The following is a 23,052-nucleotide window of genomic DNA, read 5'->3' as shown; positions in this document are numbered from 1 at the left end:
ACGGGGGTCCGGTCGCCGCCCCCGCCACCTGCGGTTTCACACCCCCAGCCGGACCGGGACCTCCTGCCAGCCGAAGGCGATGAACGACGGCACCTGACGCAGCTCCTGCGCGCCCACCGCCAGCCGCAGCCCGGGAAAACGGTCGAACAGGGCGGGCAGCGCGGCCAGCGCCTCCGCCCTGGCCAGCGGCGCGCCGATGCAGCGGTGCACCCCGATCCCGAAGGACAGATGGTCGTCGGCGCCCCGCGCGGCGTCGAACACGGCGGCGTCCGGCCCGTAGCGCGCCGGGTCGAGACCCGCCGCCGCGTACGTCGTGATGATCGCGTCCCCGGCCGCGATCGTGACGTCGCCGACCTTCAGGTCGCTCACCGCGAACCGCAGCGGCAACGAGGCGATCGAGGGATGCACCCGCAGGGTCTCGTCGATCACGGCGTCCCAGCCGATCGTCCCGGAGCGCACCGCGGCCAGTTGCACGGGCCGGGTCAGCAGCGCCACGACCGCGTTCCCGATCAGGTTGACCGTGGTCTCGAACCCGGCGCCGATCACCAGCAGCAGGGTGTGGAGCAGCTCTTCGTCGCCGAGCCGGTCGCCGTCCTCGTCGCGGACCCGGATCAGCTCCGTGGTCATGTCGTCGCCCGGGTGCTCCACCTTGTACGCGATCAACCCGCCGAGGACCGTACCGATCCGCTCCTGCACGGACGCGGCGTGCTCCGGGCTCGGGTCGGAGGTGTCCATGATGGCCGCGATCAGCGCGGCGGTGTCGTCCCGCATCTCGTCCGGGACGCCGAAGAGTTCGCAGATCATCCGCATGGGCAGCGGATGGGCCAGAGCGGCGCGCAGGTCCACCACCGAGCCGTCGGCGCCGGCCTTGGCCATGGCGTCCAGCAGCTCCCCGGTGATCGCCGTGACCCGGGGCAGCATCGCCTCGGTGCGGCGGTGCGTGAAGCTGGGTGCCACCAGCTTGCGCAGCCGCGTGTGGTCCGGGCCGTAGGCGGACAGCATGTTGATCACGCCGACCCAGCCCAGGATCCAGCCCCAGGAGGGGTGTTCGGAGATCTCGGGCCACAGGCGCCAGTGCTTGCGCGGGTCCTTGCTGACCTGGGGGTCGAGGATGAGCTCCTTGAGCACGTCGTAGCCGGTGGGAGCCCAGGCGGGTATGCCGCCGGGCAGCTCGACCGGCACGACGGGGCCGAGGGCGCGTAACCGCGCGCTCTCCGCGGGGATGTCGGAGCCGAACGGGTCGAGGGCGATGCGGTCGGTGACGGTCACGGCGTCTCTCCAGGCTGGTCGGGGGAGCGGGGGCTGAACCGGACGGGCAGGGACGTCAGCGAGCGGTGGAACGGCCCGGGCCGCCAGCTGAGCCGCTCGCGGGGCAGGACGGGTTCGAGGTCGGGCAGCCACAGCATGAGCCGCTCGACCGCCTCGGTCGCGATGAGCAGCGCGTGGTGGCGGACCGGGCAGGCGTGCGGGCCCGCGCCCCACGACAGGTGCGAGGCGTCCCCGGCCCGCGGCCCGCCGGTGGTCTCCCGTTCGGCGAACAGCCCCACGGCACCGAAGGAGACCACCACCGGGACCGCCGGCCTGATCCAGGCCCCGTGGAAGGAGACCGCCCGACGGGCGTAGTAGATGCCGTAGTTGGCCAGCGGGGTCTCGTGGTGCAGCACCTCGACCACCGCGTCCATGACCGGGCGGGCGCCGCTGGTCAGCGTGGAGTAGTAGAGCGGGTTGCCGAGGATCCGGGAGAGCGCGTTGGAGACCAGGTTCGTGGTCGGCTCGTACCCGGCGCCCAGGGTCAGGAACACCTGCCAGGAGACCTCCTCCTGGGTCAGTCCTGCGGGATGGTCCAGGAGCATGCTCGGCAGGTCCTCGCCGCGCTCCGCGACCTTGGCGGCGACCAGCCGCAGCACGTATTCGGCGTACTCCGCCTCGCCCTCGGCCGCCCGCGCACCGCCCTCCATCATCTTCAGGACGCCCTCGTTGAGCCGGTCGCCCTGGCTGTCCGGCAGCCCGAACAGGTTGTTGAACACCAGCGCCATCAGCGGGCGGGTGAAGTCGGTGACGAGGTCCGCCTCGCCGCGGGGCGCGAACCGGTCCACCAGCAGCCGTACCGCGCGGTGCACCAGCGCCCGCAGGTCGTGCGGTTCGATCAGGTCGAACACGTCGATGAGGGTGGTCCGGTAGCGGAGGTGCGCGTCGTCGTCCGAGAACAGCGCGTTGGGCCGCCAGCGCATCATGCCGAGCAGCGGGGACTCCTCGGGGACGGTCCCCTCCCAGGCCCGCGGGTCGTGCGAGAAGGTCTCGACGTCCCGCAGCACGTCCAGGGCGGCGCGCCGCTCCGTGACGACGTACGCCGGGGCACCCGGCGCGAGTTCCGCCCGGCCGACCGGGCCCTGGGCGCGCAGGGCGGCGTAGTAGCCGTGCGGGTTGCGGGCGAAGCCGTCCTCCCACAGGCACACCGGGGCGGAGACGGTGAAGGACTGCTGCGCGGTCATCGGGCCTCCGCGGGCCGGTCGTCGATCAGATGCTGTACGAGGGCGAGCAGGGCGTCGACCGAGGAGTCGGCGTCCCGGGCGTCGCAGGTCACCAGCGGGGTGCCGGGCGCCAGGTCCAGGGCGGCACGCAGTTGCTCGCTCGTGTAGTGGTCCGGGGCGTCGGGAAACGCGTTGAAGGCGACCGCGTAGGGCAGCCCCGCCTCCTCGATCAGGCCCAGCACGTCGAACGAGGCGTCGATCCGGCGGCCGTCCACCAGGACCAGCGCGCCCAGCGCCCCGTAAGACACGTCCTGCCACAGCGTCCGGAACCGGTCCTGTCCCGGCGTCCCGAACAGGTACAGCACGACCCCGCCGGGCAGGCTGATCCGTCCGAAGTCGATGGCGACGGTGGTGGTCTCCTTCTCCCGCACCCCGTCGAGGTCGTCGACGTGCGCCGAGGCCTCGGTGAGGTGCTCCTCGGTGTGCAGCGGGCGGATCTCCGACACCGAGTCGATGAGGGTCGTCTTGCCCACCCCGAACGGCCCGGTCACCAGGATCTTCACCAGGTCGCGGGCGGAGTCGGGGAGGTGTGGGCCGCCCGTGCGGGGCAGCTCACCGGTGCTTGAGGGCGCGCAGGCCATCGGCCACTCTCTTCAGCAGGTCGGGGTCGAACCGTTCGGCGGGCGGGATCGGCGCGCGGGCCCGGACCAGGTCGCGGTCGACGAGGTCGGCGGCCAGCACCCGGACGGCGGAGAACGGCAGCCGCAGCAGCGCCGCCGCCTCCACCACGGTCAGCGCCCCGCCGGACAGCAGTTCCAGCAGCGCCTGTTCGGCGGCCGGCAGCCCCGCGGGCAGGGGCGAACCGACGTGGGTGAGCACCGTCAGCCGTTCCAGATGCGGACGGCTGGGCCGGGCCACCCCGCCGGTGGACAGGTACGCGGGGACCAGGGGGCGGCCGCCGCGACGGCCGGTCATGCCGGCGCGCCGCCGTCGGAGCCTCTGGGCGCGGCCGCCATCGCCTTCTCACCCAGCCGGGCCACCTGCGAGTGCACGCGGTGCGCCAGCAGGTCCAGACGCACCTCCGGGTCGCCGTAGGCGGCCACACAGGTGCCGTGGGCGGTCGGCACGATCAGCACGTAGCCGTGGTCCGACTCGATGACCACCTGGCGTACCTCGGCCCGGTCACGGTCCGCGAAGGCGGCGGCCGCGGCCCGGCAGGCGCCCTGCACGGTACTGGTGATCGCGGCGACCCGCTCGGCGCTCGCCCGGGACAGAGCGTCGGTGTGACCGGTCGCGAGGCCGTCCCGGGTGAGCAGGACGGCGGCCAGTACGTGCGGTACCTGCAGGACGGGGTCCAGCACCCATGCCGTGTCGCCCGTGTCGCGGCTGGTCATCAGTCCGCTGCTCCTTCGTCGTCGGTCCGGTGGGAATCGGGCGGGGTGGCCCGCTGGGGTCCGCGTGCCGCCGCGGTGCCGTACTGCAGGGCCGCGAGCGCGGCGGCGGCCTCCTCGGGGCGGCGCGCGGCCGGCTGCGGCGCGGGTGCGCCGGGCGGGGCCGCAGGGGTACGACGGCGCCGCCGCGGCAGCCCGCCCAGGTCCCCAGGGTCCTGGTGGCCGGGGGCGGGAGCGGTGGCGCGCGCGTGCTCGGCGCCGGAACCGGAGTCGTCGGACCCGGGTGCCGGAGCCGCGGCGGCCGCACGGGACAAGGACCCCCCGCCCGGCACCGCCTCGCCCCCGCCCGCCTCACGGACGCCACCCTCACGCACGGGTGTGTGATGCACGGCTGTCTCGGGCACGGCCGCTTCCCGCGCAGTCGACTCGCGCACTGGCGCCTCGCGTATGGCCGTCGCGGACACGGGCCTCTCGGACACGGGCCTCTCGGACACGGGCCTCTCGGACACGGGTGTCTCGTGCACGGACGTCTCGGGGCCGGCCGCTCCATGCGCGGCTGTCTCGGGCGCAGGCGACTGATGTGCGGGTGCTTCGTGTGCGGGTGTCTCCAAGGCGGCCGTTGCGTGGACGGCCTTCTCGGTCGCGGCCGTTCGCCGTGCATGCTCGCGGGTCGAGCGTGGCGCGCTGGCCGCCGGCGGACGTTCGCCGGGGTCGATCCGGCAGAGCAGGTGACTGTCCACCCGCAGCACCGCGCGCACCCCGCCGTAAGGAGAGGGGGAGGTGAGGTCGACGTGCAGGTCGAACTGGCGGGTGAGCTGGCCCACCGCGGCCAGGCCCATGCGCGGCGGATCCCCGAGGTCGGTCAGCAGAACCGGGTCGCTGCCCGCCACCAGCCGCTGCGCGCGGGCCCGTTCGTCCTGCGTCATGCCGAGGCCCGCGTCGTCGACGGTGACGCACACCCCGTGGTGGACGTGTTCCAGGTTGACCAGGACCTCGGTGTCCGGCGCCGAGTGGCGCAGCGCGTTGTCGAGGAGCTCGGCGACGATGACGGCGACCGGCTCCACCGCGTGCGACACGAGGGCGGTGCCGGGTTCCAGATGGTTGTGCACCCTGACCCGCTGGTACCCCGCGAGCCGGGCCTGGCCGCCGGTCACGGCGTCCACCACGTGGGACTCCTCGCGGGCCAGGCCCACCCAGCCCCCGCACACCACGGCGGCCACCTGCGCCCGCCGCAGCGACTGTTCGTTCTCATGGTCGAGCGCGAACAGCGTCTGCGCCAACTCGGGGTCGTCGTAGCGCTGTTGCAGACTCCGCAGGGCGTCCTGCAGACGGTACAGGGCGGCCTGGATCTCCCGGGTCGCACCGCGCAGTCCGGCCTGGGCGGCGGCGTCGATCCGGACCCGCTGCGCGGTCAGCTCCTCGCGCAGCGCGGTGAGCACGTACTCCAGGGCGATCCCCGTGGGAGTGCCCGGCGTGTGCTGCCGGGCGGGTCCCGGCACCTTGAGGTGCGGATGGGCCAGCTGGGCCGCGGCGGCGGGCATCCGGCGGGCGGCGAGATGCTCGATCTCGGTGAGGAACGCGCCCTCGGCGCCTTCCAGCCGGGCGTGCGACTCCGCGACCTCGGCCCGCAGCGCGGCGTTCTGGCGGCGGGAGCGCCACAGACCGGCGCCGAGGACGAGCGCGCAGAGCGTTCCGGCGGCGAGACCACCGGCCACCAGTTCCGGTAATTGGATCATGGAGTCGGATTCCAGGGGGTAGGGCAGCAGTGGGCAGGGGGAGCCCCCCGCGGGCCCCTCCCATGTGGCGCTCGCAGCACAGTACACACCGTCATTGACCGGCCCCGCACGGTGAATCGACACATCACTTCGAATCCGGCCGCCGACCGTTCGCTTCTGTGTCAAGTGTCGGAAATGCCGTGCGTAGACGACGAGTTGGCCTCCGGAGTGGCCGAGCCGTCACCGGGTGGCCGAGGCCGGCGCCGGCAGGTCGTAGACGTGGGCCGGGGAGATGATCCGGGTGATCGCCCGGCCGAACAGGGTGCTGGGCTCGATGTCGCCGCGGTAGGCGATGTCGGTGTTCAGCAGTACGGCCACCGTGGTGCGCGCCGACGGCAGGTACACCGTCAGTGCCTCGTAGCCCGGCAGTGAGCCGTTGTGCCCGATCCAGCCCTGCACGTCGAAGATGCCGAGGCCGTACCCCGCGCCCTTGATCCCGGTCGGGGGAGTGGTGAGCCGCTGCTTCTGGGTGGCCGGGCCGACCATGGTGCTGCCGTCGGGGTAGACCCCGGTGGCCGCCGTACGGGCCCAGAGGTGCAGATCGGCCAGGTCCGAGATCATCGCGCCGGCCGCCCAGCCCCAGGACGGGTTCCAGTCGGCGGTCTCCGCCACCCGCCCGTCCGCCGTCTGGTCGGTGTAGCCCTGGGCGTGCGGGGTGGGGAACGCGTTCCCGCTCGGGAACACCGTATGGTTCATGCCGGCCGGGGCGAGGACGTGCTGCCCGATGTACGCGCCGAGCCGCTGTCCGCTCTCCTTCTCGACGAGCAGGCCGAGCAGGATCAGGTTGGTGTTGGAGTAGAAGAACTTCGTCCCCGGCTGGAACATCACCGGATGTCTGAAGGAGTAGGCGAGCAACTGCCGCGGGGTGAAGGCGCGTTGCGGATCCGAGGTGAGCGCCTTGAAGAAGTCGTCGTCCTCGGAGTAGTTGAACAGTCCGCTGCGCATCCCCGCCAGGTCCCGCACGGTGATCCGGTCGCCGTTCGGCACGCCGCCCAGGTACTTCCCGATGGGGTCGTCCAGGCCGACCCGGCCCTGGTCGACCAGTTGCAGCACCGCCGTGACGGTGAACATCTTGGTCTCGCTGCCGATCCTCATGTAGAGGCCGGGCGACATCCGCTGCCCGGTCGCCTTGTTCGCGACCCCGAAGGAGCGAACGTAGTCGGGCTGCCCGGGAGTCCAGACCCCGACGATCACGCCGGGCACCCGCGCCTCGCGCATGACCTGCTGGACGGCCGTGTCGAGCCGGCGGGCCACGGCCGGAGTCATGGCCCGCACGTCAGGGCGCCCGGAGGGCGACGGCGCGGGCGAGGGAGAACGCGCGGCGGCGGACAGGGCCGCCGCGGTGGGGGGTGCGGTGGCGAGCGGCACCGTCAGTGTCCCCAGCAGGACGGCGACCGCGGCCCAGGCGCGCAGCCTGGCGGGTGAGCAGGACATGGGCTGACTTCCAGCACATGGGGTGACCGTGCGGTGGGGTCGGACGTCGGAACCCTGGGTTCACAGGATACGGGCGTCTGCCGGGGGCCGCCCGCCGGCCGGCCCGCTACTCGTGGCTGACCGGCCGCAGCACCGCGAGCGTGGCGTTGGCCTCGCGCAGCGCCAGTTCGAGCCTGCCCGGAGAGTGCAGCGTGCCGGCCCCGTCGGGCGGCACCAGCCACTCCAGGCTGCGTCCGGCCCGGTACGGTGGCGGGGCGGCCACCCACGACCCCTTGGTCGCGTAGCGCAGACCGGCGCCGATCCATCCGCCGGACGGATCGGGCGGCACGAAGAAGCCGACCCGGTGCGCCGCACTGTCCACCAGGGTGGGTCCCGGCACCGGCAGCGACGGCCGCCACAGCAGCTCCAGTGCGAGCAGGCCGAGCTGGTCCGGCACGCTCAGCACGTCCCAGAAGCGGCCCGCCTCCAGCAGCGAGACGCCCTCCCCGTGGTCCCACTCCCACTTGCACGTCCGGGGGTCCGCCGCGGCCGCCGCGAGCCATTCCACGCCCTGCATCCACATCGTGTTCGTCATCCACCGCTCCGGCACTCGGTACGTCGGTCCGCCAACCCGGCGTATGCATGCTGGTAGATATTTCTACGTGGCGGAAGGGGTGGCGAACCGTGGCGTTTTGGGGTGTTTGTTCGAACACCGAGCGCCCGTGCCGATGCCGACGCGTCGCCCGGGGATCCGGCGTCGACGGGCGCGGTGTCCCTCAGCCGATGAAGGGCGTCAGGACGAGCATGGTGGCGTCGTCACGGACCTCGCAGCCCCGGATCAGGTCGGCCCACACCGCCTCGGTGAGCTCGGTGTCCGTGCCGGTGAACCCGGCCAGCCGCGCCGGGAGCGGATAGAAGCGCCCTGCCCGGTCGCGGGCCTCCCAGACCCCGTCCGAGGCGATGAACAGCCGGTCGCCGCGGCCCAGCTCGACCGTGATCTCCTTCGGCGGTTGCACCCCCGCCAGGCCCAGCCCCAGCGGAGCCGCCGACGAGACGGTGAGTTCCTGGGCCCGGCCGTCGCGCAGCAGCACCGGTGCCGGGTGACCGCAGGCGACGATCCGAACGGACCGGGCATCGGCCGAGAACTCCAGCAGCAGGGCGGTGGCGAACAGCTCGGCGTTCGGCACACCGTCCGAGTCCACCAGCAGCCGGCGGTTCATCCGCGCCGCGACCGCCTCCAGGTCGGGCTGGTCGAGCACCGCCTCCCGGAACGCGCCGAGCAGCCCCACCACCGTGGCGACGGCGGCCAGCCCGTGCCCCCGTACGTCCCCCATCACCGCCCGCACCCCGTACGGCCCGTCGCGCACGTCGAAGAAGTCCCCGCCGACCAGCGTGCCGTGCTGCGCGGCCCTGTACAGCCCCGCGCACCCCACCGCCCCGACCCGCTCCGGCAACGGCGGCAGCACGGCCCGCTGCACCGCCTCTCCCACGGCCCGCTCGGTGAGCAGCTGGGCGTCGCGGTGACTGCGCACATAGGACACGAACACGCTCAGTACCGCCACGAACGTGATCGTGAGCAGGTCGGTGTCGCCGGGCAGGTTGAGGTGGGTGGCGGGCACGTTGAGCAGCAGCACCACCAGGACGCTGAGCACGGCCGTCGCCAGCGGCCCGTAGGAGAGGACGGCCAGCGGCGGGATGGCTCCCAGCAGGAAACCGAAGTCGTGGCCGTCCGGGCTGATCAGTGTCGCCATGGTCACCGTCGCGAGCAGCGCGACGGGCAGCACCCGCACCCAGCGCGGCGGCGGCGCTCCCTGCAGCCAGCCACGACCGTCCCGGTAGCCGCGCGGCGACCAGCCGCGCACCGATGTCACATCCCCAAGTTACGCCCGTGCCCCTGCCCGGTCCCACCGGCGCCTGGCAGCACACGCGGACCGTCAGTCGACGTCCCTGCTCAGCAGGGTCTCCGCCTCCGCGAGGATCTCGGTGACCCGCAGGCCGAACACGGCGTCGCACGGGTGCGCGCGTCCGGTGCGGACGGCGCCGAGCAGGGCGTCGGCGGCCCTGGTCAGGGCGGGCACCGCGCCTTCCGCGCTCCTCGGCAGCAGCGTCACCCCCGTCTCACCCCGCAGTTCCACGTCCGCACCGGCCGCCGCCGGGGGCGCGGTGAGGCTCAGCGTCACCGTGCTGGAGGCCCCGGTGGCGTGGTCGAGGACGAGGTGGACGGTGTCCGCGGGGCCGTGCACGGCGGCCGCCACCCGCCGTACGTCGCCCAGCACCGGCAGCAGCACGGACAGGGCGTGCGGACCCACGTCCCACAGCGCTCCCTTCTCCTTGCGCCACGGAGAGTCGGCGAACGGGCTCTCGCCGGTGAACAGCGAGCCCAGCCACTGTGCCCGAGCCGTGAACCAGCCGGTCGCGGCGGCCTGCTCGCCGATCCACCGCTCCGGTTCCTGCTGGAACCGGGTGGTGAAGAAGACCACCGAGGCGACCCGGGACCGCTCGGCCGCCTCCACCACCGCCCGCGCCTCGGCGACCCCGATCGCGAGGGGCTTGTCCAGCAGCAGATGGCGGCCGGCCCGCGCGGCCCGCACCGCCAGCTCCGCCTGCACGGCCGGCGGCAGCGCCACCGCCACCGCGTCGACGTCGGCGAACAGCGCGTCCACGTCGTCGTACGCCCGGACGCCGTACTCCCGCGCCAGCTCCGCCGCGGCCTGCGGGCGGCGGCCCCACACCCCGGCGAAGTCCAGCGAGCCGTGTCCCGCCAGCGCGGGGGCGTAGGCCGCCCGCGCCCAGGGTCCCGTCCCCAGCAGTCCGATGCGCATCTTCCGTTCCTTTCTCCGTGCTCTGCTCCACACCGTCGCCCGGGCCGTCAGGGGGCCGTGCGCCGCCCGCCGCCGGCACAGGCCCGGGACCGCCCGGCGCCGTCCGCCAGCCACCCGGCGATGCTCTCGGCGATGGGCTGCCCGGTGTCCATCTCGACGAACCCGAACTGGCCCGACTGGTTGCACTCCAGGAACCACCAGATGCCGTCGGCGTCCTCCGCGAAGTCGAAGGCACCGTAGGCCAGCCCGGCGTCCTTCATATACGTGTGAACGGCCTCGGCGACTCGCGGGGGCACCTCCGCTTCCTGCCAGGGCGAGACGGACGGGGCGAACCGGACGTCCACGTCGTCGGGGTGGGCGTCCGGGTGCACCGGCTTGCGGGCGGCCAGCAGCCGCTCGCCGACCACCGTCAGCCGGATGTCGGCCCGCTTGGCGACCCGCCGTTGCAGCAGCGTCGGCCCGAACGCCACGGCCGCGAAGTCGGTGTCCGGCGCCACCCTGCTGGTCGGCACCGCTCGCGGCGGCTCCTGCGGGTGCGCCCCCGAAACCGGCTTCACCACCAGGTCCGGGAACCGCGCCGCGAACTCCCGGGCCGCCTGCGGGAACGTCGTGATCAGCGTGGCGGGCACGGCGAGTCCGCTGCGTTGGGCCAGTCGCAGCTGCCAGGGCTTGTGGCGGGCCTGGCGGGCCGCGTCCGGATGGTTCATCCAGCGCGCCCCGGTCCCGCGCAGCATGCCGTACAGCGCCTGCGCGGACTCCTCTGACAGCCAGGCCGACGGCTGGGCGGCCCGGGAGGCCGCCACCCCCGGCCTGCGCACCCAGATGGAGCGCAGGCCGTCCACACTCACCAGGCGCCCGTTCACGGACAGATGTCCGCGGCTGACGCCCTGCACATACTCGCCCGACAGGGCCACCCCGCTGGTGAGGTCGGCGGGGTCGAGGCGGACGACGGGCACGGATGCCTCGTGCAGCCGGAGGACCACCATGTCCGCCGTCACGTCCTCGTCACTGGTCAGGATGAGCACGGTCATCGTCGGGTGCCGCGCTCAGTCGTCGAAGTGCGTCTTGGAACCCGCCGTGGACGTCGTGGTCCCCAGGGCTCTGAGCGTTGCGTGATCGGTGGCTGCGATCCGGCCATCGTGGAGAACGTTCAACTGCAGTCCGGAGTCATACGCGTACGGAGTGGTGACGTCCAACTGCACAGCGGGGCGTGCGTAGTTGAGCGCGAACGGTTGCATGGTCTCTCCCTGTTTCGTTCTTCCATGCACTTATACGATTCGAACGCGTGGTTGGTTTCCTTACTCTCCGTAATCTCAGCCCCAATTAAGAGCTTGTTAAGGAAACAACGCCCGATCGTCGCCACAAGTGGCCGATTTCACATGCCGGTCCGACGCCTGACGGCGTCAAATGCCCGCGATTCTGCGGGATGTCGCGAGGGCCTGTTCGGCGTAGCTCCGCCCGAAGAGGGCGGCATGCACCAACAGCGGGAACAGCTGGTGCAGGCCGACGCGCTCGGTCCAGCCGTCGGCAGGCGGCGCGATCTCCCGGTAGGCGTCCAGGATCCGGTCCAGATGCGGACAGCCGAAGAGCCGGAGCATCGCCAGATCGGTCTCGCGGTGACCGCCGTGCGCGGCCGGATCGATCACCCGGACCGTGCCGTCGGCGCCCCACAGCACGTTGCCGTTCCACAGGTCGCCGTGCAGCCGAGCGGGCGGCTCGGCCGGCCCGGCGAGTTCCGGCAGTCGCTCGGTGACCCGTTCGACCACCGCGGCCTCCCGGGGGCGCAGGGTCCCGCGGTCGACCGTCTCGCGGAGGTAGGGCAGCAGCCGGTGCTCGGCGTACCAGTGCGGCCAGTCGGCGCCGGGTTCGTTGCGCATCGGGGCGAGGCCGATCCAGGCCTCGCGCGGGCCGTGCGGTGGTGCCGCCCCGAAGGCCGGGGCTCCGCAGGCGTGCAGGGCGGCCAGTGCGCGGCCGAATCGGGTGGCCGCCTCGGCGCTCGGGGGGCCGGTGCCGACCAGTTCGGTCACCAGCCACCGCTCGTCGTGCCCGAGCACCTCCGGCACCGGGACCGCCCGGGCCGCGGCCAGCCAGCGCAGCCCGGCCGCCTCGGCCCGTACCGCACCGGATCGTTCGTCGTGTTTGACCATGGCGGCCGGGCCGTCCGCCAGTTGCACCTCTGTCAGGCTGCCGGACCGTGCCCGCCGGGCCGAGACCGGCCGCCCGGTGAGCCGGGCGGCCGCCGCGTCCGGACCTTCGTCGCCGTCGACCACGGCCACCAGGGTACGGGCCGCCCCCGGCCGGGAGGCTGAGGCGCCCCGGCCGGGGCGCTGCGGGTGTCAGGAGCCCCAGGTGCCCTGGTCGACGGCGCAGGTCCAACCTGTGCCGTGCAGCGCGAACTTCACCTCGTAGGTGTGGGTGTCCAGCAGGTGGGACCGCACCCGCACCCCGAGGCTGGTCCTCTTCCTCAGGGTCGCCGTGGACACCGACACCGTCGTCGACGTCCGGTGGGTGACCTTGCCGCCCGTGGGTACGGCGGTGCCGAAGCGGATGTTCCTGACGACCGTCACGGTGAACGTCACCTTCGTGAAGTTCTTCGCGGCGCTCTTGTTCTTGACGGCGAAGGAGAGGCCGCCGTTGGTCACCCAGTTGCCCGAGTTCGCGTAGAAGCGGCTCGGATAGACGATGTCGACCGGGCAGCCGGTGCTCTGCGGTGCCTCGGCCAGCGCGGACGCGCCCGCGGCGAGGCCGAGTTGGGCGGCGGTGACGGCGCCGACGGCGCTCAGGGCTCCCAAGGACGTGCGCATGCGGTTCATTAAGGCGATAACCCCCCTGTGGTACTCATCGGAACTTAGCGAAGAGTCCCATGTTTCTCAGCCCAAAGCAGTCGCTTATCCCTCGTCAGGGTGTAATACGCCCGTTCCGGCCGTCCCGGTCCGCCGGCGGTGACACGCCGACGGCCGGCCCGAGTCCGCCCGAACGGCGGTGCGCCCCGCCGCGGGATTGGCCCGGCCGGGCGGTGTTGGGCGTGTCGGCGCCACGGATGGGCGGCCCGGATGGTGCGCGGCACGGGACTGACTGACGGTGGTTCATGTCGGAGCCGGGTCGTTTCAGCTGATGGAGTATCGGCGCCCGGCCACGGCGGAAGGACATAGAGATGCGTTCTGCCCGCATGATCCTCGCGACGACGGCCGCCACCGCGGCCCTGGCGTTCGCCGCTCCCACCGCGCAGGCCGCGGGTTCGGGGGACCGCGACGACGGGGGCCGTGACGACAGCTCCTACAGCAGCAGCGACAGCAAGTTCGACCCCGAGACCTACAAGGGCAAGGGCGACGACGAGCAGGGCGGCAAGGGAGACAAGGGAGATAAGGGAGACAAGGGGGACCGGGGGAAGAACGAGGGCTCCTCGTGGGGTGACGACGAGGAGAGCGACCGTCCGCACGGCGGCATGCACACCGGTGGCGGCGCCCTCGCCACGCCCGGTGTCACGGCCGGCGGGCTGGCCGTCCTCGGCGTAGCGGCCTCGGGTGCCTACGCGCTGCGGCGCAGGAGAGTCACCGGGCCCGTGTCCTGATGGGCATAGGAATACGGGGCCGCGGCCGCCGCCGGCGCTCGACACGCCGACGGCACCGCGGGTCCCGTCTCCCGCCCCTCCCGCTGCCGTGCCCCAGAAAGGTGACCCCGATGGCAGCTGGCCCTTCCTCTTCGCACGCCGACGCCCCTGACCCCGGCGCCCCTGACGCCGGCGACCCGGCCGCCGCGGCCGACACCCGGCGCGGCGGGCTGCTGCCCGTGTGGGGTGCCGCCCTGGTGCTGCTGGCCGTGGCGCTGATCGGCGGACACGACAAGGCGTCCGACGACGCCGGCGGCGGGGTCCCGGCCGGACGCACCGGCGCCGCCCCCTCGGCCGATCCGCAGCGGACCCGTGCGGCGCTGCCCCGGTCCGTACCCACCCGCCTGCTCATTCCGAAGATCTCCGTCGACGCCCCCTTCACCGCCCTCACCATCAGTCCCTCGGGCCAGCTGGAACCGCCGCCCGCCGACAACACCAACCTCGTCGGCTGGTACTCCAAGGGCGCCGCGCCCGGTGAGGCGGGCACCGCGATCATCGCGGGCCACGTCGACACCAAGGTGTCGGCGGCCGTCTTCGTCAGACTGGACGAACTGGAGCGCGGCGACCGCTTCACGGTGGACCGGGCCGACGGCACGACGGCTCAGTTCGTGGTCGACGACGCCGAGACCTTCCCGAAGGACGACTTCCCCAGTGACCGCGTCTACGCGGACACCAGCCGCCCCGAGGCCCGGCTGATCACCTGCGCGGGAGACTACGACCACGACGTCAAGGACTACACGGAGAACCTGGTCGTCTTCGCCCACCTCGTCTGACCCCGAACGCGCGAACGTGGGGTTCAGCCGCCCGTCGACTCCCGCACCACCAGGCGGAAGGGACTGACGAACTCCTCCCGTTCCTGACCGGGCCCGGAACGGTCGATCCGCGCGGCCAGCAGGGCGACCGCGCGGTCGGCCATCAGGTCGTGGTCCGGGTCGACGGTCGACAGCGAGGGGACGAGGTACGCGCTCTCGTCGACGTTGTCGAAGCCGATCACCCTGACCTGCTCCGGCACCCGCACCCCGGTGTCGGCGAGAGCGCGCAGGACGCCCATGGCCACCGTGTCGGTCACGCAGAACACCCCGTCGACATCGAGGCCGCCCGTCACCTTCTCGCGCATCCGGCGGGCCGCCTCCCCCATCGTGAGCGACTCCACCGTCACGACGAGGTCCGGATCCGCCGGCAGCCCCGCGGCGGCCAGCGCCCGCAGGTATCCCGCGTGGCGCCGGCTCGACACGCCGACCTCGCCGTCCAGCCGTCCGCACACCACGGCGATCCGACGGCAGCCCCGTTCCAGCAGGTGCCGTGTCGCCGCTTCCGAGGCCGCCTCGTTCGGCATGGCGACGTGGTCGGCTGGGCCGCCGAAGACCCGCTCGCCGAGGATCACCACCGGATGGTCGACCTCCAGCGCCTCGAGATCGGCCCGGTCCATCCCGACCGTACTGAGGATGAGTCCGTCGTAGAGCCGGTTGCGGGACAGGGACACGGCCGCCAGTTCGCTCTCCCGGCGGGCCCCGGTCTGTTCGATGCTCACCCGCAGACCGTGCCGGCCGGCCGCCGTGATGAGGGAGGCGGCCAGCCGGCCGTAGTACGGGCGGTTGATCTCGGGGACGGCCAGGCCGATGGTCCCGGTGCGTCCCTTGCGCAGGTTGCGGGCGGCGACGTTGACCCGGTAGTCGAGCCGGGTCATCGCCTCCAGGACGCGCTCCCGGGTGGCCGGGCGGACGTGGGGGTGGCCGTTGATCACGTTGGAGACGGTCATCGCCGAGACTCCGGCCGCCTTCGCCACGTCCTGGATCGTCGCCACGCTCACTCCCGCCTGCCGTCCTCGGCAAGACGATAGAGGGCGGCTCCGTGGGCGGGCAGCTCGGCGACCAGGTACCGGCCGTCGTGCGGGATGTCGGTACGGGTCCACAGCTCGCGGACCCGGTCGCGGGGCCCGGCTCCGACCGATCCCAGCGGCACCTCGAAGCGGCGTGCCTCGGCGGCCAGCGAGAACACCGCCGCGTACCGGGTGTGCCCGTCGGTGTCCCGGGCGGTCCAGAGCACCAGGTCCCCCTCCCGGAGCACCTCCCGGTTGCCGGTGCTGTGCCACAGGACGTCGAGCGCCTCGTCGTTCGTGAGCAGCTCGATCGTCTCGGGCGGGCTGGTGGGCAGGTCGCCGCCCATCATCAGCGGGGAGCGCGAGACCAGCCAGAGGGTCAGCAGACTGACCTGTTCGGGGCGGGTGAGGCGGGACAGGCGGTCCGCGCCCCGCTCGGCGCGGATGCCGATGTGCCCGAGCGGCAGCATGTCCGCGTCCGCCCAGCCGCCCTCCCGCTGCCAGGGGGCCCAGCGCGCCATGCGCGCGAACTGCGCCTCGACGTCCTCCCAGCGGTCCCACAGGTCGTCGCACACCCGCCACATCGTGGCGTGCTCCCGCAGGTGGTCCAGCCGGGCCACGGACAGGTCCGTGCCGGGGGAGAGGCTCAGCTCTATGGGCCGTCCGCTGCGTTCGACGGCCCGTGCGTAGGCGGCGATCTCCCGTTCGTGGTAGGGGAAGAGCATGTCGTCGGCCTTGACGAAGTCGACGCCCCACGCGGCGAACTGGGCGACCTGGGAGTCGTAGTAGGCCTGGGCGCCGGGGTGGTCGTGGTTCAGGCCGTGGTTGTCGGAGTTCCAGGGGCACACCGAGTCGGTGTCGGCCACGTCGGCCGCGGTGAACCCGGTCCCCAGCACCGGCAGTTTCGCCTCGACCGCCCGGCGGGGGATGCCCCGCATGATGTGCAGTCCGAAGCGCAGCCCCATGGCGTGCACCCGTGCGGCCAGCGGCCCGAACCCGGCGCCGCCCACCGCGGAGGGAAACCTGTTCGGCGCGGGCAGCTGGCGGCCGTACTCGTCCAGCACGAGCGGCGCGTTCGGGTTGTAGCCGTGGGCGCGGGCGGTGGGCTCGTACCACTGGATGTCCACGACCACCGTGTCCCAGCCGTGCGGGAGCAGATGGTCGCGCATGAACTCGGCGTTGGCGAGGACCTCTTGCTCGGTGACGGTGGTGCCGTAGCAGTCCCAGCTGTTCCAGCCCATGGGCGGACGCAGCCGGCGGGCGGGCAGCGGACGTGCGGGTCGGGTCATGTACGCGCTCCTGGGTGTCAGTGCCGGCGCAGGGGAGCCTGGACGGTGACGAACGAGTGGGGCGGGAGGGTGAGCCGGAGACCGCCGGCGGTGCCGGAGAGGCCGTCGAACTCCCTGGGCGCCACCGTCGTCGCCTCGGGCGTGTTGTGGGCCTGGAGCCTGTCCGCGGTGAGGATGCGGGCGGTCGGGTCGGCGAGGGTGCCGCCGCGCAGGTCGAGGAGGAGCTCGGCGGGCTCGTCGGCGTCGAGGTTGCTCACCGAGATCAGGACCCTGCCGTCCTTGACGCTGGCGGAGGCGGACAGGGTGTCCAGTTCCGCGTCCCCGACCCGGCGCCGGGCACCCTCGGCGCGGACGTGCACCGGGAGCGAGGTGGCGTCCTGGTGGCCCTTGTTCATCTCGAAGACGTGGTAGGTCGGGGTCCGGACCAGGCGGTCGCCGTCGGTGAGGATCATCGCCTGGAGGACGTTGACGGTCTGGGCGATGTTGGCCATGTGCAGGCGGGCGGCGTGCTGGTGGAAGATGTCGAAGTGGGTGCTCGCCACCAGCGCGTCCCGCAGGGTGTTCTGCTGGAACAGGAACCCCGGTTCGGTGCCCGGCTCGACGTCCCACCAGGTGCCCCACTCGTCCAGGACCAGGCCGACCGTGCGGTGCGGGTCGTAGACGTCCATGACCGTGGAGTGGCCGGTGAGGATGCGGTCGATCCGGCGGGCCGACACCATGGTGCGGTAGTAGTCGTCGGTGTCGAAGCCGGTCGCGCTGCCCTTGGCCTCCCAGGGGCCCGCGAGGGTGTAGTAGTGCACGGACAGGCCCTGGAAGAAGGTCTTGGGGGTGGCCTCGCAGCCGAAGCAGCTGATCTGCTGCATCAGGGTCTCGGTCCACTTGTAGTCGGCGTCGGAGGCGCCCGAGGCGATGCGGTAGAGCTTGTTGTCGCCGTGGTCGCGGCAGTAGGTGGCGTACTGGCGGGCCAGGTCGGCGGAGTACTCGGCGCGCATGTTGCCGCCGCAGCCCCAGGTCTCGTTGCCGATGCCCCAGTACGTCACCCGCCAGGGCTCCTCGCGCCCGTTCTCCTTGCGCAGCCGCACCATCGGGCTGTCGCCGTCCCGGGTCAGGTACTCCACCCACTCGCTCATCTCGCGGACCGTGCCGGAGCCCACGTTGCCGCTGATGTACGGCTCGGCGCCGAGGAGTTCGCACAGGGCCATGAACTCGTGGGTGCCGAAGTGGTTGTTCTCCTCGACGTTGCCCCAGTGCGTGTTGACCATCCAGGGCCGCCGCTCGCGCGGGCCGATGCCGTCCTGCCAGTGGTACTCGTCGGCGAAACAGCCCCCGGGCCAGCGCAGGTTGGGGATGTCCAGGGCGCGCAGGGCCTCGACGACGTCGAGCCGGATGCCTCCTTCGTTGGGGACGGGGGAGTCCTCGCCGACCCAGAAACCGCCGTAGACGCAGCGGCCGAGGTGCTCGGCGAAGTGGCCGTAGAGATGGCGGCTGATCGTCGGGCCCTCGATGTCGAGGTTGATGATCGCGGTGGCTGTGGACACGGGCACTCCTGACCGACTGAGATGTTCGATATACAGAACAGCGTCCGCTGGACCGGTTGTATCGATAAAAAACTGTCATCGAGCCGGGGGTGCGTCAAGAGCGCGGACGGCCCGGCCCTTTCGTGGAAGGGCCGGGCCGGAAAGGGGCGAGAGGCGTCAGACCGCCGTCGCCGCCGGGTACGTCGGGTACTCGACACCGGACACGTACTGGACGACCCGGACCACCTGGCAGGAGTAGCCGAACTCGTTGTCGTACCAGAGGTAGAGGATCGCGTTGTCGCCCTCCACCTTCAGCGCGCCGGCGTCGACGATCGAGGCGTGGCGCGAGCCGATGAAGTCGCTGGAGACCGCGTCCGGGGCGGTGGTGAAGTCGATCTGGCGCTTGAGCGGCGAGGTGAGCGACACCTCGCGGAGGTGGTCGAGGACCTCCGCGCGGGTCGCCTCGCGGCCCAGCTGGAGGTTGAGGATGGCGATCGACACGTCCGGCACCGGCACCCGGATCGAGCTGCCGGTGATCCGCGCCTCGAGGTCGGGCAGCGCCTTGGCGACGGCGGAGGCGGCACCCGTCTCGGTGATGACCATGTTGAGCGGCGCGGACCGGCCGCGGCGCTCCGACTTGTGGTAGTTGTCCAGCAGGTTCTGGTCGTTGGTGAACGAGTGGACCGTCTCCACGTGTCCGCGCAGCACCCCGTACTCGTCGGCCATCGCCTTCAGCGGCGGCACGATCGCGTTGGTGGTGCAGGACGCGCAGGACAGGATCTGCTCGTCCGGCTTGATGGTGTCGTGGTTGACGCCGTGCACGATGTTCGGGACGTCGCCCTTGCCCGGCGCGGTCAGCACGACCTTGTCGATGCCCGGACGCAGGTGCTTCGACAGGCCCTCGCGGTCCCGCCACCTGCCCGTGTTGTCGATGAGGATGGCGTTCCGGATGCCGTACTCGGTGTAGTCCACGGCGGACGGGTCGTCGGCGTAGATCACCTTGATCTCGTTGCCGTTGGCGAGGATCGTGCTGCTCTCCTCGTCCACGGTGATCGTGCCCTGGAACTGCCCGTGGATCGAGTCGCGGCGCAGCAGCGAGGCGCGCTTGACGATGTCCTCGGCGCCGCCGCCGCGCACCACGACGGCCCGCAGCCTGAGACCGTTGCCGGAGCCCGACTTCTCGATGAGGAGCCTGGCGACCAGCCGGCCGATGCGGCCGAAGCCGTACAGGACGACGTCACGGGGTTCACGCCGGTCGATCTTGTCGGCACCGGTGGCGCCGGCGACCTCCTCCGCGGTGAAGGCCGCCACCGTCAGGCCGCGGTCGTCGGCCTTGTACTTGGCCGCGAGCATGCCGAGGTCGATCTGGGAGGGCCCGAGGTCGAGCGTGGTGAGCGCCTGGAGGAAGGGCATCGTCTCGGTGACCGAGAGCTCGGCGCCGTCGATCTGGCGGGCGAAACGGTGGGTCTTGAGGATGCTGACCACCGACTTGTTCACCAGGGAGCGGCTGTGGAGCAGGACCGTCACGTCCCGCTCCCGGTGCAGCTTCCCGATGAGCGGGATCATCGACTCCGCGATCTCCTCACGGTTCTTCCAGTTGGTGAACGAGTCCTCGTTGACAGTCACAGACCTGCATCTCTCGATCGAGCTGAGTGGCGCTCATATGGTAAACAGACCGTCGGATGATCGATCAAGGGGGTGCGCATGTGATGCGGGTCGCGTGGGTCTGAACGGGTGCGGAAGACCGTAAGAAACCCCCGTGTCGCGTTGCGAGGTCGCGCTGCGCTGCCGATGGTCGGACCGTGAGCACGTCATCCGTACCGCGGTCGGGCCCCGTCGCCCTGACGCGCCCCGCCCTCCTGCCGTCCCTCGGCCGCACCCCGTCCGGCCTGCGGGCCGCCCTGACGTTCTTCGTGGCGGTCCGGCTCGCCGGGGCCGCCGTCGTCGTCCTGGCCAACCACGCCACGGGGCACCCGCTCCTGCGGAACCTCGCGCACGCCTGGGACGCCCGCTGGTACCAGCACATCGCCGCGCACGGCTACGGCGACCTGATCGAGATCACCCGCCACGGAGCCGTACAGAGCGACTGGGCGTTCTTCCCGCTGTACCCCGGGCTCATCCGCGCCCTGACGACGGTCCTGCCGCTCTCGCCCGGCAGGGCCGCGCTGCTGCTCGCCGGCCTCGCCGCCGTGGTGGCCGCGTGGGGCGTCTACCGCGTCGGCGACCTCGTGTACGGCCGGGGCGTCGCCACGGCGCTCGTCGTTCTGTGGGCCGTACTCCCCCAGTCGGTCGAACTGACCATCGCCTATACCGAGTCCCTCTTCTCGGCGCTCGCGGCCTGGTCCCTGTACAGCGTCCTCAGGGGTCGCTGGCTGTGGGCCGGCGGTCTCGCCGCGCTCGCCGGTCTCTCCCGGCCCAGCGGCTTCGCGGTCGCCGCCGCGGTCGTCGTCGCGGGCGCCCACGAGGCGGTGCGGCGACGGGGCCGGGTCACGCCCCGGCTCTGGGTGGGATGCCTGACGGCCCCGGTCGGCTGGCTCGGCTACGTCCTGTGGGTGGGACACCGGACCGGCGACCTGCTGGGGGGCTACTTCGGGGTGCAGCAGGCCTGGAACTCGCGCTTCGACTTCGGCCGGGGGTCCCTGCTGTTCGTGAAGGGCCTGCTGGTGCACGGCGGCGGCTTCGTCTACGCCGCCGCCCTGGTGATCGTCGTGGCCGGTGTCCTGCTGTTCTGCCTGCTCTGCCTGGACCGTGCCCCGCTGGTCCTGGTGGTCTTCGCCGGGGTGCTGGTCCTGGTCGTGGTGGGCGGCTCGGGCTCCTTCGCCTCCAAGCCCCGCTTCCTGCTCCCCGCGTTCCCCCTGCTGATCCCGCTGGCCCGCGCCCTGGTCAGGAGCTGGCGGCTGCGACCCGCCCAGGCCGTCCTCGTCGTGGGCGCCCTCGCCACGGTCTCCCTGCTGTTCGGCGCCTACATCATGACGGTGGCCCGCGCCCCCCTGTGACGCGGCGGGCGCGGGCACGGCGGGCGCACCGAGGCGAGCGCTAGCGGGGATTGAAGACCACGCTGGCGAAGTGGACGCCGGCGGGCGCCGAGTGGCCGGGGGCGATCCTGCGCGCGGTGCCCTTGCACTTCGCCTTGCTGTAGACGACGAGCGCCTTCTTCGTGGAGTTCTGCGGGCCGCGCGCCTCCTGCGCCATGTCGAGGCACTTGCGGTCCGGCGGGTTCTGGACGGCGTACGCCTTGCCCTTCGGGCCGACCCAGACGAAGGTCCCCTGGGCGGCGGCCGCCGGACCCATGGTGAGGACGGTGAGGGCGAGCCCGCCGAGAGCGACGGCGAGCGGACGACAGAGGCGCATCGTGATGTCCTTCGTGAACGGTGACAACGGTGAAGAAAGGGCGCCGGAAGGACCGGAGCCCGCGGCCATCACACACCGTCACCCCACCCGGAGGCCCCGCCGACACGGAAACTTCCCACGTGCGGGCGACGCCGGTCGGCGTGTTGTGGCGCCCGGCCGCGACCGCACGCTCAACCTCGGTGACGCGTAAGGCCGTCGGCGATTCGGTACCGCGAACAACGGGACGTAAGGGTAGATTCCGACCACTGTTGCGAAGGGGTGTCACCGTCGGACGGGGCAGGACATGAGCACGCACGACCGCTGCGCGGTGACCACCGGTATCGCCCGGCTGTACGCGGAGCCCGAACCGGTCGGGCGCGGCCGCGTCGGACTGGTCACCAACCACACCGGAGTCCTGCCCGACTTGCGTCCCGCCGCGCCCGCGCTGCTCGACGCCGGGGTGCCGCTGGTCGCCCTGTTCGGTCCGGAACACGGACTGTACGGGACCGGCCAGGCCGGTGAGAGCGACGCCGTCCGGCGGGACCCCGACACCGGGCTCCCGGTGTACGACACCTACGGCCGCGCCGGCGAGCGGCTCGACAAGCTGCTGATCGACAGCGGTGTGGACACCCTCGTCCTCGACCTCCAGGACATCGGGGCCAGGTACTACACCTACGTGTGGACCATGTTCGACCTGATGGCGTCGGCGGCCCGTACGGGCGTGCGGTTCGTCGTCGCCGACCGGCCGAATCCGCTCGGCGGACTCGTCAGCGAGGGTCCGCTGCTGGAACCGGACTGCTCCAGCTTCGTCGGACGCGCCGCCGTCCCCGTCCGGCACGGTCTCACCTGCGGCGAACTCGCCAGACATCTCAACACCTCGGCCGTGCCGCAGATCGCGGACGGGCCGGTCGACCTGACGGTGATCGAGGCCCTGGGCTGGCACCGAGCCATGACCGCGGAGGACACCGGTCTGGCCTGGGTGGCGCCCTCGCCCAACATCCCGACACCCGCCACCGCCTTCGTGTATCCCGGCACCTGCCTGTTCGAGGGGACGAACCTCTCGGAGGGCCGCGGCACCACACAGCCCTTCGAGATCGTCGGCGCCCCGTACCTCGACCGGCGGTTCGCGCCCGCGCTCACCGAACTCGCCCTGCCCGGCGTGCACTTCCGGGAGCTGCGGTTCGTACCGGCCTGCCACCGGTACGCCGGAAGGCCCCTGCGCGGAGTGCAGCTGCACGTCACCGACCGGGCGACGTTCGCACCCGTACGCACCGCCGTCGCCATGCTCGCCACGCTCCGGCGGCTGTACCCGGACGACTTCGCCTGGAAGCCGGGGGAGTGCGGAGCGGCGGTGCGGAGCGGTGCCGAAGGCGCCGGTGCGGACGGAACCGGTGCCGAGGAGACCGGTGCCGAGGAGACCGGTGCCGAGGAGACCGGGGCCGAGGACACCGGGGCGGAGGAGACCGGCCGCCGTCCCTTCATCGATCTGCTGTGGGGATCCGACCGGTTGCGGCGCGCCGTCGACGCGGGTGACGACCCGCTCCCGCTGTGCGGACCGCCGGTCCCGCCCGGCCGATGGGCCGGCGACGACGTACTGCTGTACCGCTGAGGCCGG

General features: G+C 72.4%; 23 protein-coding genes. 4 read left to right on the top strand and 19 right to left on the bottom strand.

Features of this window, described 5'->3' with window-relative positions:
- Nucleotides 1-36: 36 nt before the first annotated feature.
- The 14 genes from AB0G52_RS23300 to AB0G52_RS23235 form a co-directional block, all read right to left on the bottom strand.
- Nucleotides 37-1,269, bottom strand: a complete 1,233-nt coding sequence (locus tag AB0G52_RS23300; protein ID WP_132892795.1) for a cytochrome P450 — start codon at nucleotides 1,267-1,269, stop codon at nucleotides 37-39.
- Nucleotides 1,266-2,492 (bottom strand): cytochrome P450, encoded by a 1,227-nt coding sequence (locus tag AB0G52_RS23295; RefSeq protein ID WP_132892793.1) that lies wholly within the window; start codon nucleotides 2,490-2,492, stop codon nucleotides 1,266-1,268. The genes AB0G52_RS23300 and AB0G52_RS23295 overlap by 4 nt, the downstream gene beginning before the upstream one ends.
- Complete coding sequence (locus AB0G52_RS23290) at nucleotides 2,489-3,112, bottom strand: ATP/GTP-binding protein (protein ID WP_361338294.1); 624 nt, start codon at nucleotides 3,110-3,112, stop codon at nucleotides 2,489-2,491. Before AB0G52_RS23290 ends, AB0G52_RS23295 begins: the two co-directional genes overlap by 4 nt.
- A complete protein-coding gene (locus AB0G52_RS23285) occupies nucleotides 3,084-3,446 on the bottom strand; it encodes a DUF742 domain-containing protein (protein WP_132892790.1) in 363 nt (120 codons plus the stop codon). Before AB0G52_RS23285 ends, AB0G52_RS23290 begins: the two co-directional genes overlap by 29 nt.
- On the bottom strand, nucleotides 3,443-3,865 hold the full coding sequence (locus AB0G52_RS23280) for a roadblock/LC7 domain-containing protein (RefSeq protein WP_361338292.1): 423 nt from the start codon (nucleotides 3,863-3,865) through the stop codon (nucleotides 3,443-3,445). The genes AB0G52_RS23285 and AB0G52_RS23280 overlap by 4 nt, the downstream gene beginning before the upstream one ends.
- Complete coding sequence (locus AB0G52_RS23275; RefSeq protein ID WP_361338290.1) at nucleotides 3,865-5,598, bottom strand: ATP-binding protein; 1,734 nt, start codon at nucleotides 5,596-5,598, stop codon at nucleotides 3,865-3,867. Before AB0G52_RS23275 ends, AB0G52_RS23280 begins: the two co-directional genes overlap by 1 nt.
- Before the next feature lie 219 nt (nucleotides 5,599-5,817).
- A complete protein-coding gene (locus AB0G52_RS23270) occupies nucleotides 5,818-7,071 on the bottom strand; it encodes a serine hydrolase domain-containing protein (RefSeq protein WP_361338288.1) in 1,254 nt (417 codons plus the stop codon).
- A 106-nt stretch (nucleotides 7,072-7,177) separates the two neighbouring features.
- Complete coding sequence (locus AB0G52_RS23265) at nucleotides 7,178-7,645, bottom strand: hypothetical protein (protein WP_132892784.1); 468 nt, start codon at nucleotides 7,643-7,645, stop codon at nucleotides 7,178-7,180.
- Between the two features lie 181 nt (nucleotides 7,646-7,826).
- Nucleotides 7,827-8,921, bottom strand: a complete 1,095-nt coding sequence (locus AB0G52_RS23260; RefSeq protein ID WP_165939526.1) for a PP2C family protein-serine/threonine phosphatase — start codon at nucleotides 8,919-8,921, stop codon at nucleotides 7,827-7,829.
- Nucleotides 8,922-8,984: 63 nt separating this feature from the next.
- Complete coding sequence (locus AB0G52_RS23255; protein WP_132892783.1) at nucleotides 8,985-9,872, bottom strand: Gfo/Idh/MocA family oxidoreductase; 888 nt, start codon at nucleotides 9,870-9,872, stop codon at nucleotides 8,985-8,987.
- 47 nt (nucleotides 9,873-9,919) lie between these two features.
- Complete coding sequence (tgmB, locus tag AB0G52_RS23250; protein WP_132892781.1) at nucleotides 9,920-10,903, bottom strand: ATP-grasp ribosomal peptide maturase; 984 nt, start codon at nucleotides 10,901-10,903, stop codon at nucleotides 9,920-9,922.
- A 15-nt stretch (nucleotides 10,904-10,918) separates the two neighbouring features.
- Nucleotides 10,919-11,110, bottom strand: coding sequence for a putative ATP-grasp-modified RiPP (gene tgmA, locus AB0G52_RS23245; protein WP_089102565.1), 192 nt, complete (start codon nucleotides 11,108-11,110; stop codon nucleotides 10,919-10,921).
- A 165-nt stretch (nucleotides 11,111-11,275) separates the two neighbouring features.
- A complete protein-coding gene (locus AB0G52_RS23240) occupies nucleotides 11,276-12,142 on the bottom strand; it encodes a fructosamine kinase family protein (protein ID WP_361338284.1) in 867 nt (288 codons plus the stop codon).
- A 66-nt stretch (nucleotides 12,143-12,208) separates the two neighbouring features.
- Nucleotides 12,209-12,676, bottom strand: coding sequence for a hypothetical protein (locus tag AB0G52_RS23235; protein ID WP_361338282.1), 468 nt, complete (start codon nucleotides 12,674-12,676; stop codon nucleotides 12,209-12,211).
- Nucleotides 12,677-13,026: 350 nt separating this feature from the next.
- Between AB0G52_RS23235 and AB0G52_RS23230 the strand changes: the two genes are divergently transcribed.
- Together AB0G52_RS23230 and AB0G52_RS23225 are read left to right on the top strand one after the other, a co-directional pair.
- Complete coding sequence (locus AB0G52_RS23230; protein ID WP_132892775.1) at nucleotides 13,027-13,443, top strand: hypothetical protein; 417 nt, start codon at nucleotides 13,027-13,029, stop codon at nucleotides 13,441-13,443.
- Between the two features lie 110 nt (nucleotides 13,444-13,553).
- Nucleotides 13,554-14,255, top strand: coding sequence for a class F sortase (locus tag AB0G52_RS23225; RefSeq protein WP_132892773.1), 702 nt, complete (start codon nucleotides 13,554-13,556; stop codon nucleotides 14,253-14,255).
- Between the two features lie 23 nt (nucleotides 14,256-14,278).
- Here the strand turns inward: AB0G52_RS23225 and AB0G52_RS23220 are convergent, their stop codons facing one another.
- From AB0G52_RS23220 to AB0G52_RS23205, 4 genes are all read right to left on the bottom strand, one after another.
- Entirely contained in the window at nucleotides 14,279-15,286 is a 1,008-nt protein-coding gene (locus tag AB0G52_RS23220) for a LacI family DNA-binding transcriptional regulator (protein ID WP_132892771.1), read from the bottom strand.
- Between the two features lie 2 nt (nucleotides 15,287-15,288).
- Nucleotides 15,289-16,590, bottom strand: coding sequence for a glycoside hydrolase family 27 protein (locus tag AB0G52_RS23215; protein WP_361338279.1), 1,302 nt, complete (start codon nucleotides 16,588-16,590; stop codon nucleotides 15,289-15,291).
- Nucleotides 16,591-16,607: 17 nt separating this feature from the next.
- Nucleotides 16,608-18,128 carry an alpha-L-arabinofuranosidase C-terminal domain-containing protein gene (locus tag AB0G52_RS23210; RefSeq protein WP_361338277.1) on the bottom strand — a complete coding sequence of 507 codons (1,521 nt, stop codon included), beginning with the start codon at nucleotides 18,126-18,128 and terminating at the stop codon, nucleotides 16,608-16,610.
- A 156-nt stretch (nucleotides 18,129-18,284) separates the two neighbouring features.
- Nucleotides 18,285-19,733: a glyceraldehyde-3-phosphate dehydrogenase gene (locus AB0G52_RS23205; RefSeq protein WP_361338275.1), complete on the bottom strand. Its 1,449-nt coding sequence runs from the start codon at nucleotides 19,731-19,733 to the stop codon at nucleotides 18,285-18,287.
- A gap of 176 nt (nucleotides 19,734-19,909) precedes the next feature.
- Here AB0G52_RS23205 and AB0G52_RS23200 point away from each other — a divergent pair, with 176 nt between their 5' ends.
- Nucleotides 19,910-21,103 carry a hypothetical protein gene (locus tag AB0G52_RS23200; protein ID WP_361338273.1) on the top strand — a complete coding sequence of 398 codons (1,194 nt, stop codon included), beginning with the start codon at nucleotides 19,910-19,912 and terminating at the stop codon, nucleotides 21,101-21,103.
- Nucleotides 21,104-21,143: 40 nt separating this feature from the next.
- On the opposite strand, the gene AB0G52_RS23195 is transcribed toward AB0G52_RS23200, so the two are convergent.
- Complete coding sequence (locus AB0G52_RS23195; protein ID WP_132892764.1) at nucleotides 21,144-21,458, bottom strand: hypothetical protein; 315 nt, start codon at nucleotides 21,456-21,458, stop codon at nucleotides 21,144-21,146.
- Between the two features lie 283 nt (nucleotides 21,459-21,741).
- Between AB0G52_RS23195 and AB0G52_RS23190 the strand changes: the two genes are divergently transcribed.
- A complete protein-coding gene (locus tag AB0G52_RS23190) occupies nucleotides 21,742-23,046 on the top strand; it encodes a DUF1343 domain-containing protein (protein WP_361338271.1) in 1,305 nt (434 codons plus the stop codon).
- Nucleotides 23,047-23,052 lie beyond the last annotated feature (6 nt).

The organism is Streptomyces sp. NPDC021562 (assembly GCF_040640875.1).
Lineage (GTDB): Bacteria > Actinomycetota > Actinomycetes > Streptomycetales > Streptomycetaceae > Streptomyces.
Note: the sequence above shows the minus strand (reverse complement) of the source record. Positions and strands in the feature narration are given on the sequence as shown.

Bases quoted from the DNA above. Each gene is read 5' to 3' on its own strand.
- tgmA (WP_089102565.1), bottom strand. From the start codon at position 11,110: ATGCAACCGTTCGCGCTCAACTACGCACGCCCCGCTGTGCAGTTGGAC.
- AB0G52_RS23230 (WP_132892775.1), top strand. From the start codon at position 13,027: ATGCGTTCTGCCCGCATGATCCTCGCGACGACGGCCGCCACCGCGGCC.
- AB0G52_RS23275 (WP_361338290.1), bottom strand. From the start codon at position 5,598: ATGATCCAATTACCGGAACTGGTGGCCGGTGGTCTCGCCGCCGGAACG.
- AB0G52_RS23290 (WP_361338294.1), bottom strand. From the start codon at position 3,112: ATGGCCTGCGCGCCCTCAAGCACCGGTGAGCTGCCCCGCACGGGCGGC.
- AB0G52_RS23255 (WP_132892783.1), bottom strand. From the start codon at position 9,872: ATGCGCATCGGACTGCTGGGGACGGGACCCTGGGCGCGGGCGGCCTAC.
- tgmB (WP_132892781.1), bottom strand. From the start codon at position 10,903: ATGACCGTGCTCATCCTGACCAGTGACGAGGACGTGACGGCGGACATG.
- AB0G52_RS23215 (WP_361338279.1), bottom strand. From the start codon at position 16,590: ATGACCCGACCCGCACGTCCGCTGCCCGCCCGCCGGCTGCGTCCGCCC.
- AB0G52_RS23225 (WP_132892773.1), top strand. From the start codon at position 13,554: ATGGCAGCTGGCCCTTCCTCTTCGCACGCCGACGCCCCTGACCCCGGC.
- AB0G52_RS23195 (WP_132892764.1), bottom strand. From the start codon at position 21,458: ATGCGCCTCTGTCGTCCGCTCGCCGTCGCTCTCGGCGGGCTCGCCCTC.
- AB0G52_RS23285 (WP_132892790.1), bottom strand. From the start codon at position 3,446: ATGACCGGCCGTCGCGGCGGCCGCCCCCTGGTCCCCGCGTACCTGTCC.
- AB0G52_RS23280 (WP_361338292.1), bottom strand. From the start codon at position 3,865: ATGACCAGCCGCGACACGGGCGACACGGCATGGGTGCTGGACCCCGTC.
- AB0G52_RS23295 (WP_132892793.1), bottom strand. From the start codon at position 2,492: ATGACCGCGCAGCAGTCCTTCACCGTCTCCGCCCCGGTGTGCCTGTGG.
- AB0G52_RS23235 (WP_361338282.1), bottom strand. From the start codon at position 12,676: ATGCGCACGTCCTTGGGAGCCCTGAGCGCCGTCGGCGCCGTCACCGCC.
- AB0G52_RS23270 (WP_361338288.1), bottom strand. From the start codon at position 7,071: ATGTCCTGCTCACCCGCCAGGCTGCGCGCCTGGGCCGCGGTCGCCGTC.
- AB0G52_RS23190 (WP_361338271.1), top strand. From the start codon at position 21,742: ATGAGCACGCACGACCGCTGCGCGGTGACCACCGGTATCGCCCGGCTG.
- AB0G52_RS23265 (WP_132892784.1), bottom strand. From the start codon at position 7,645: ATGACGAACACGATGTGGATGCAGGGCGTGGAATGGCTCGCGGCGGCC.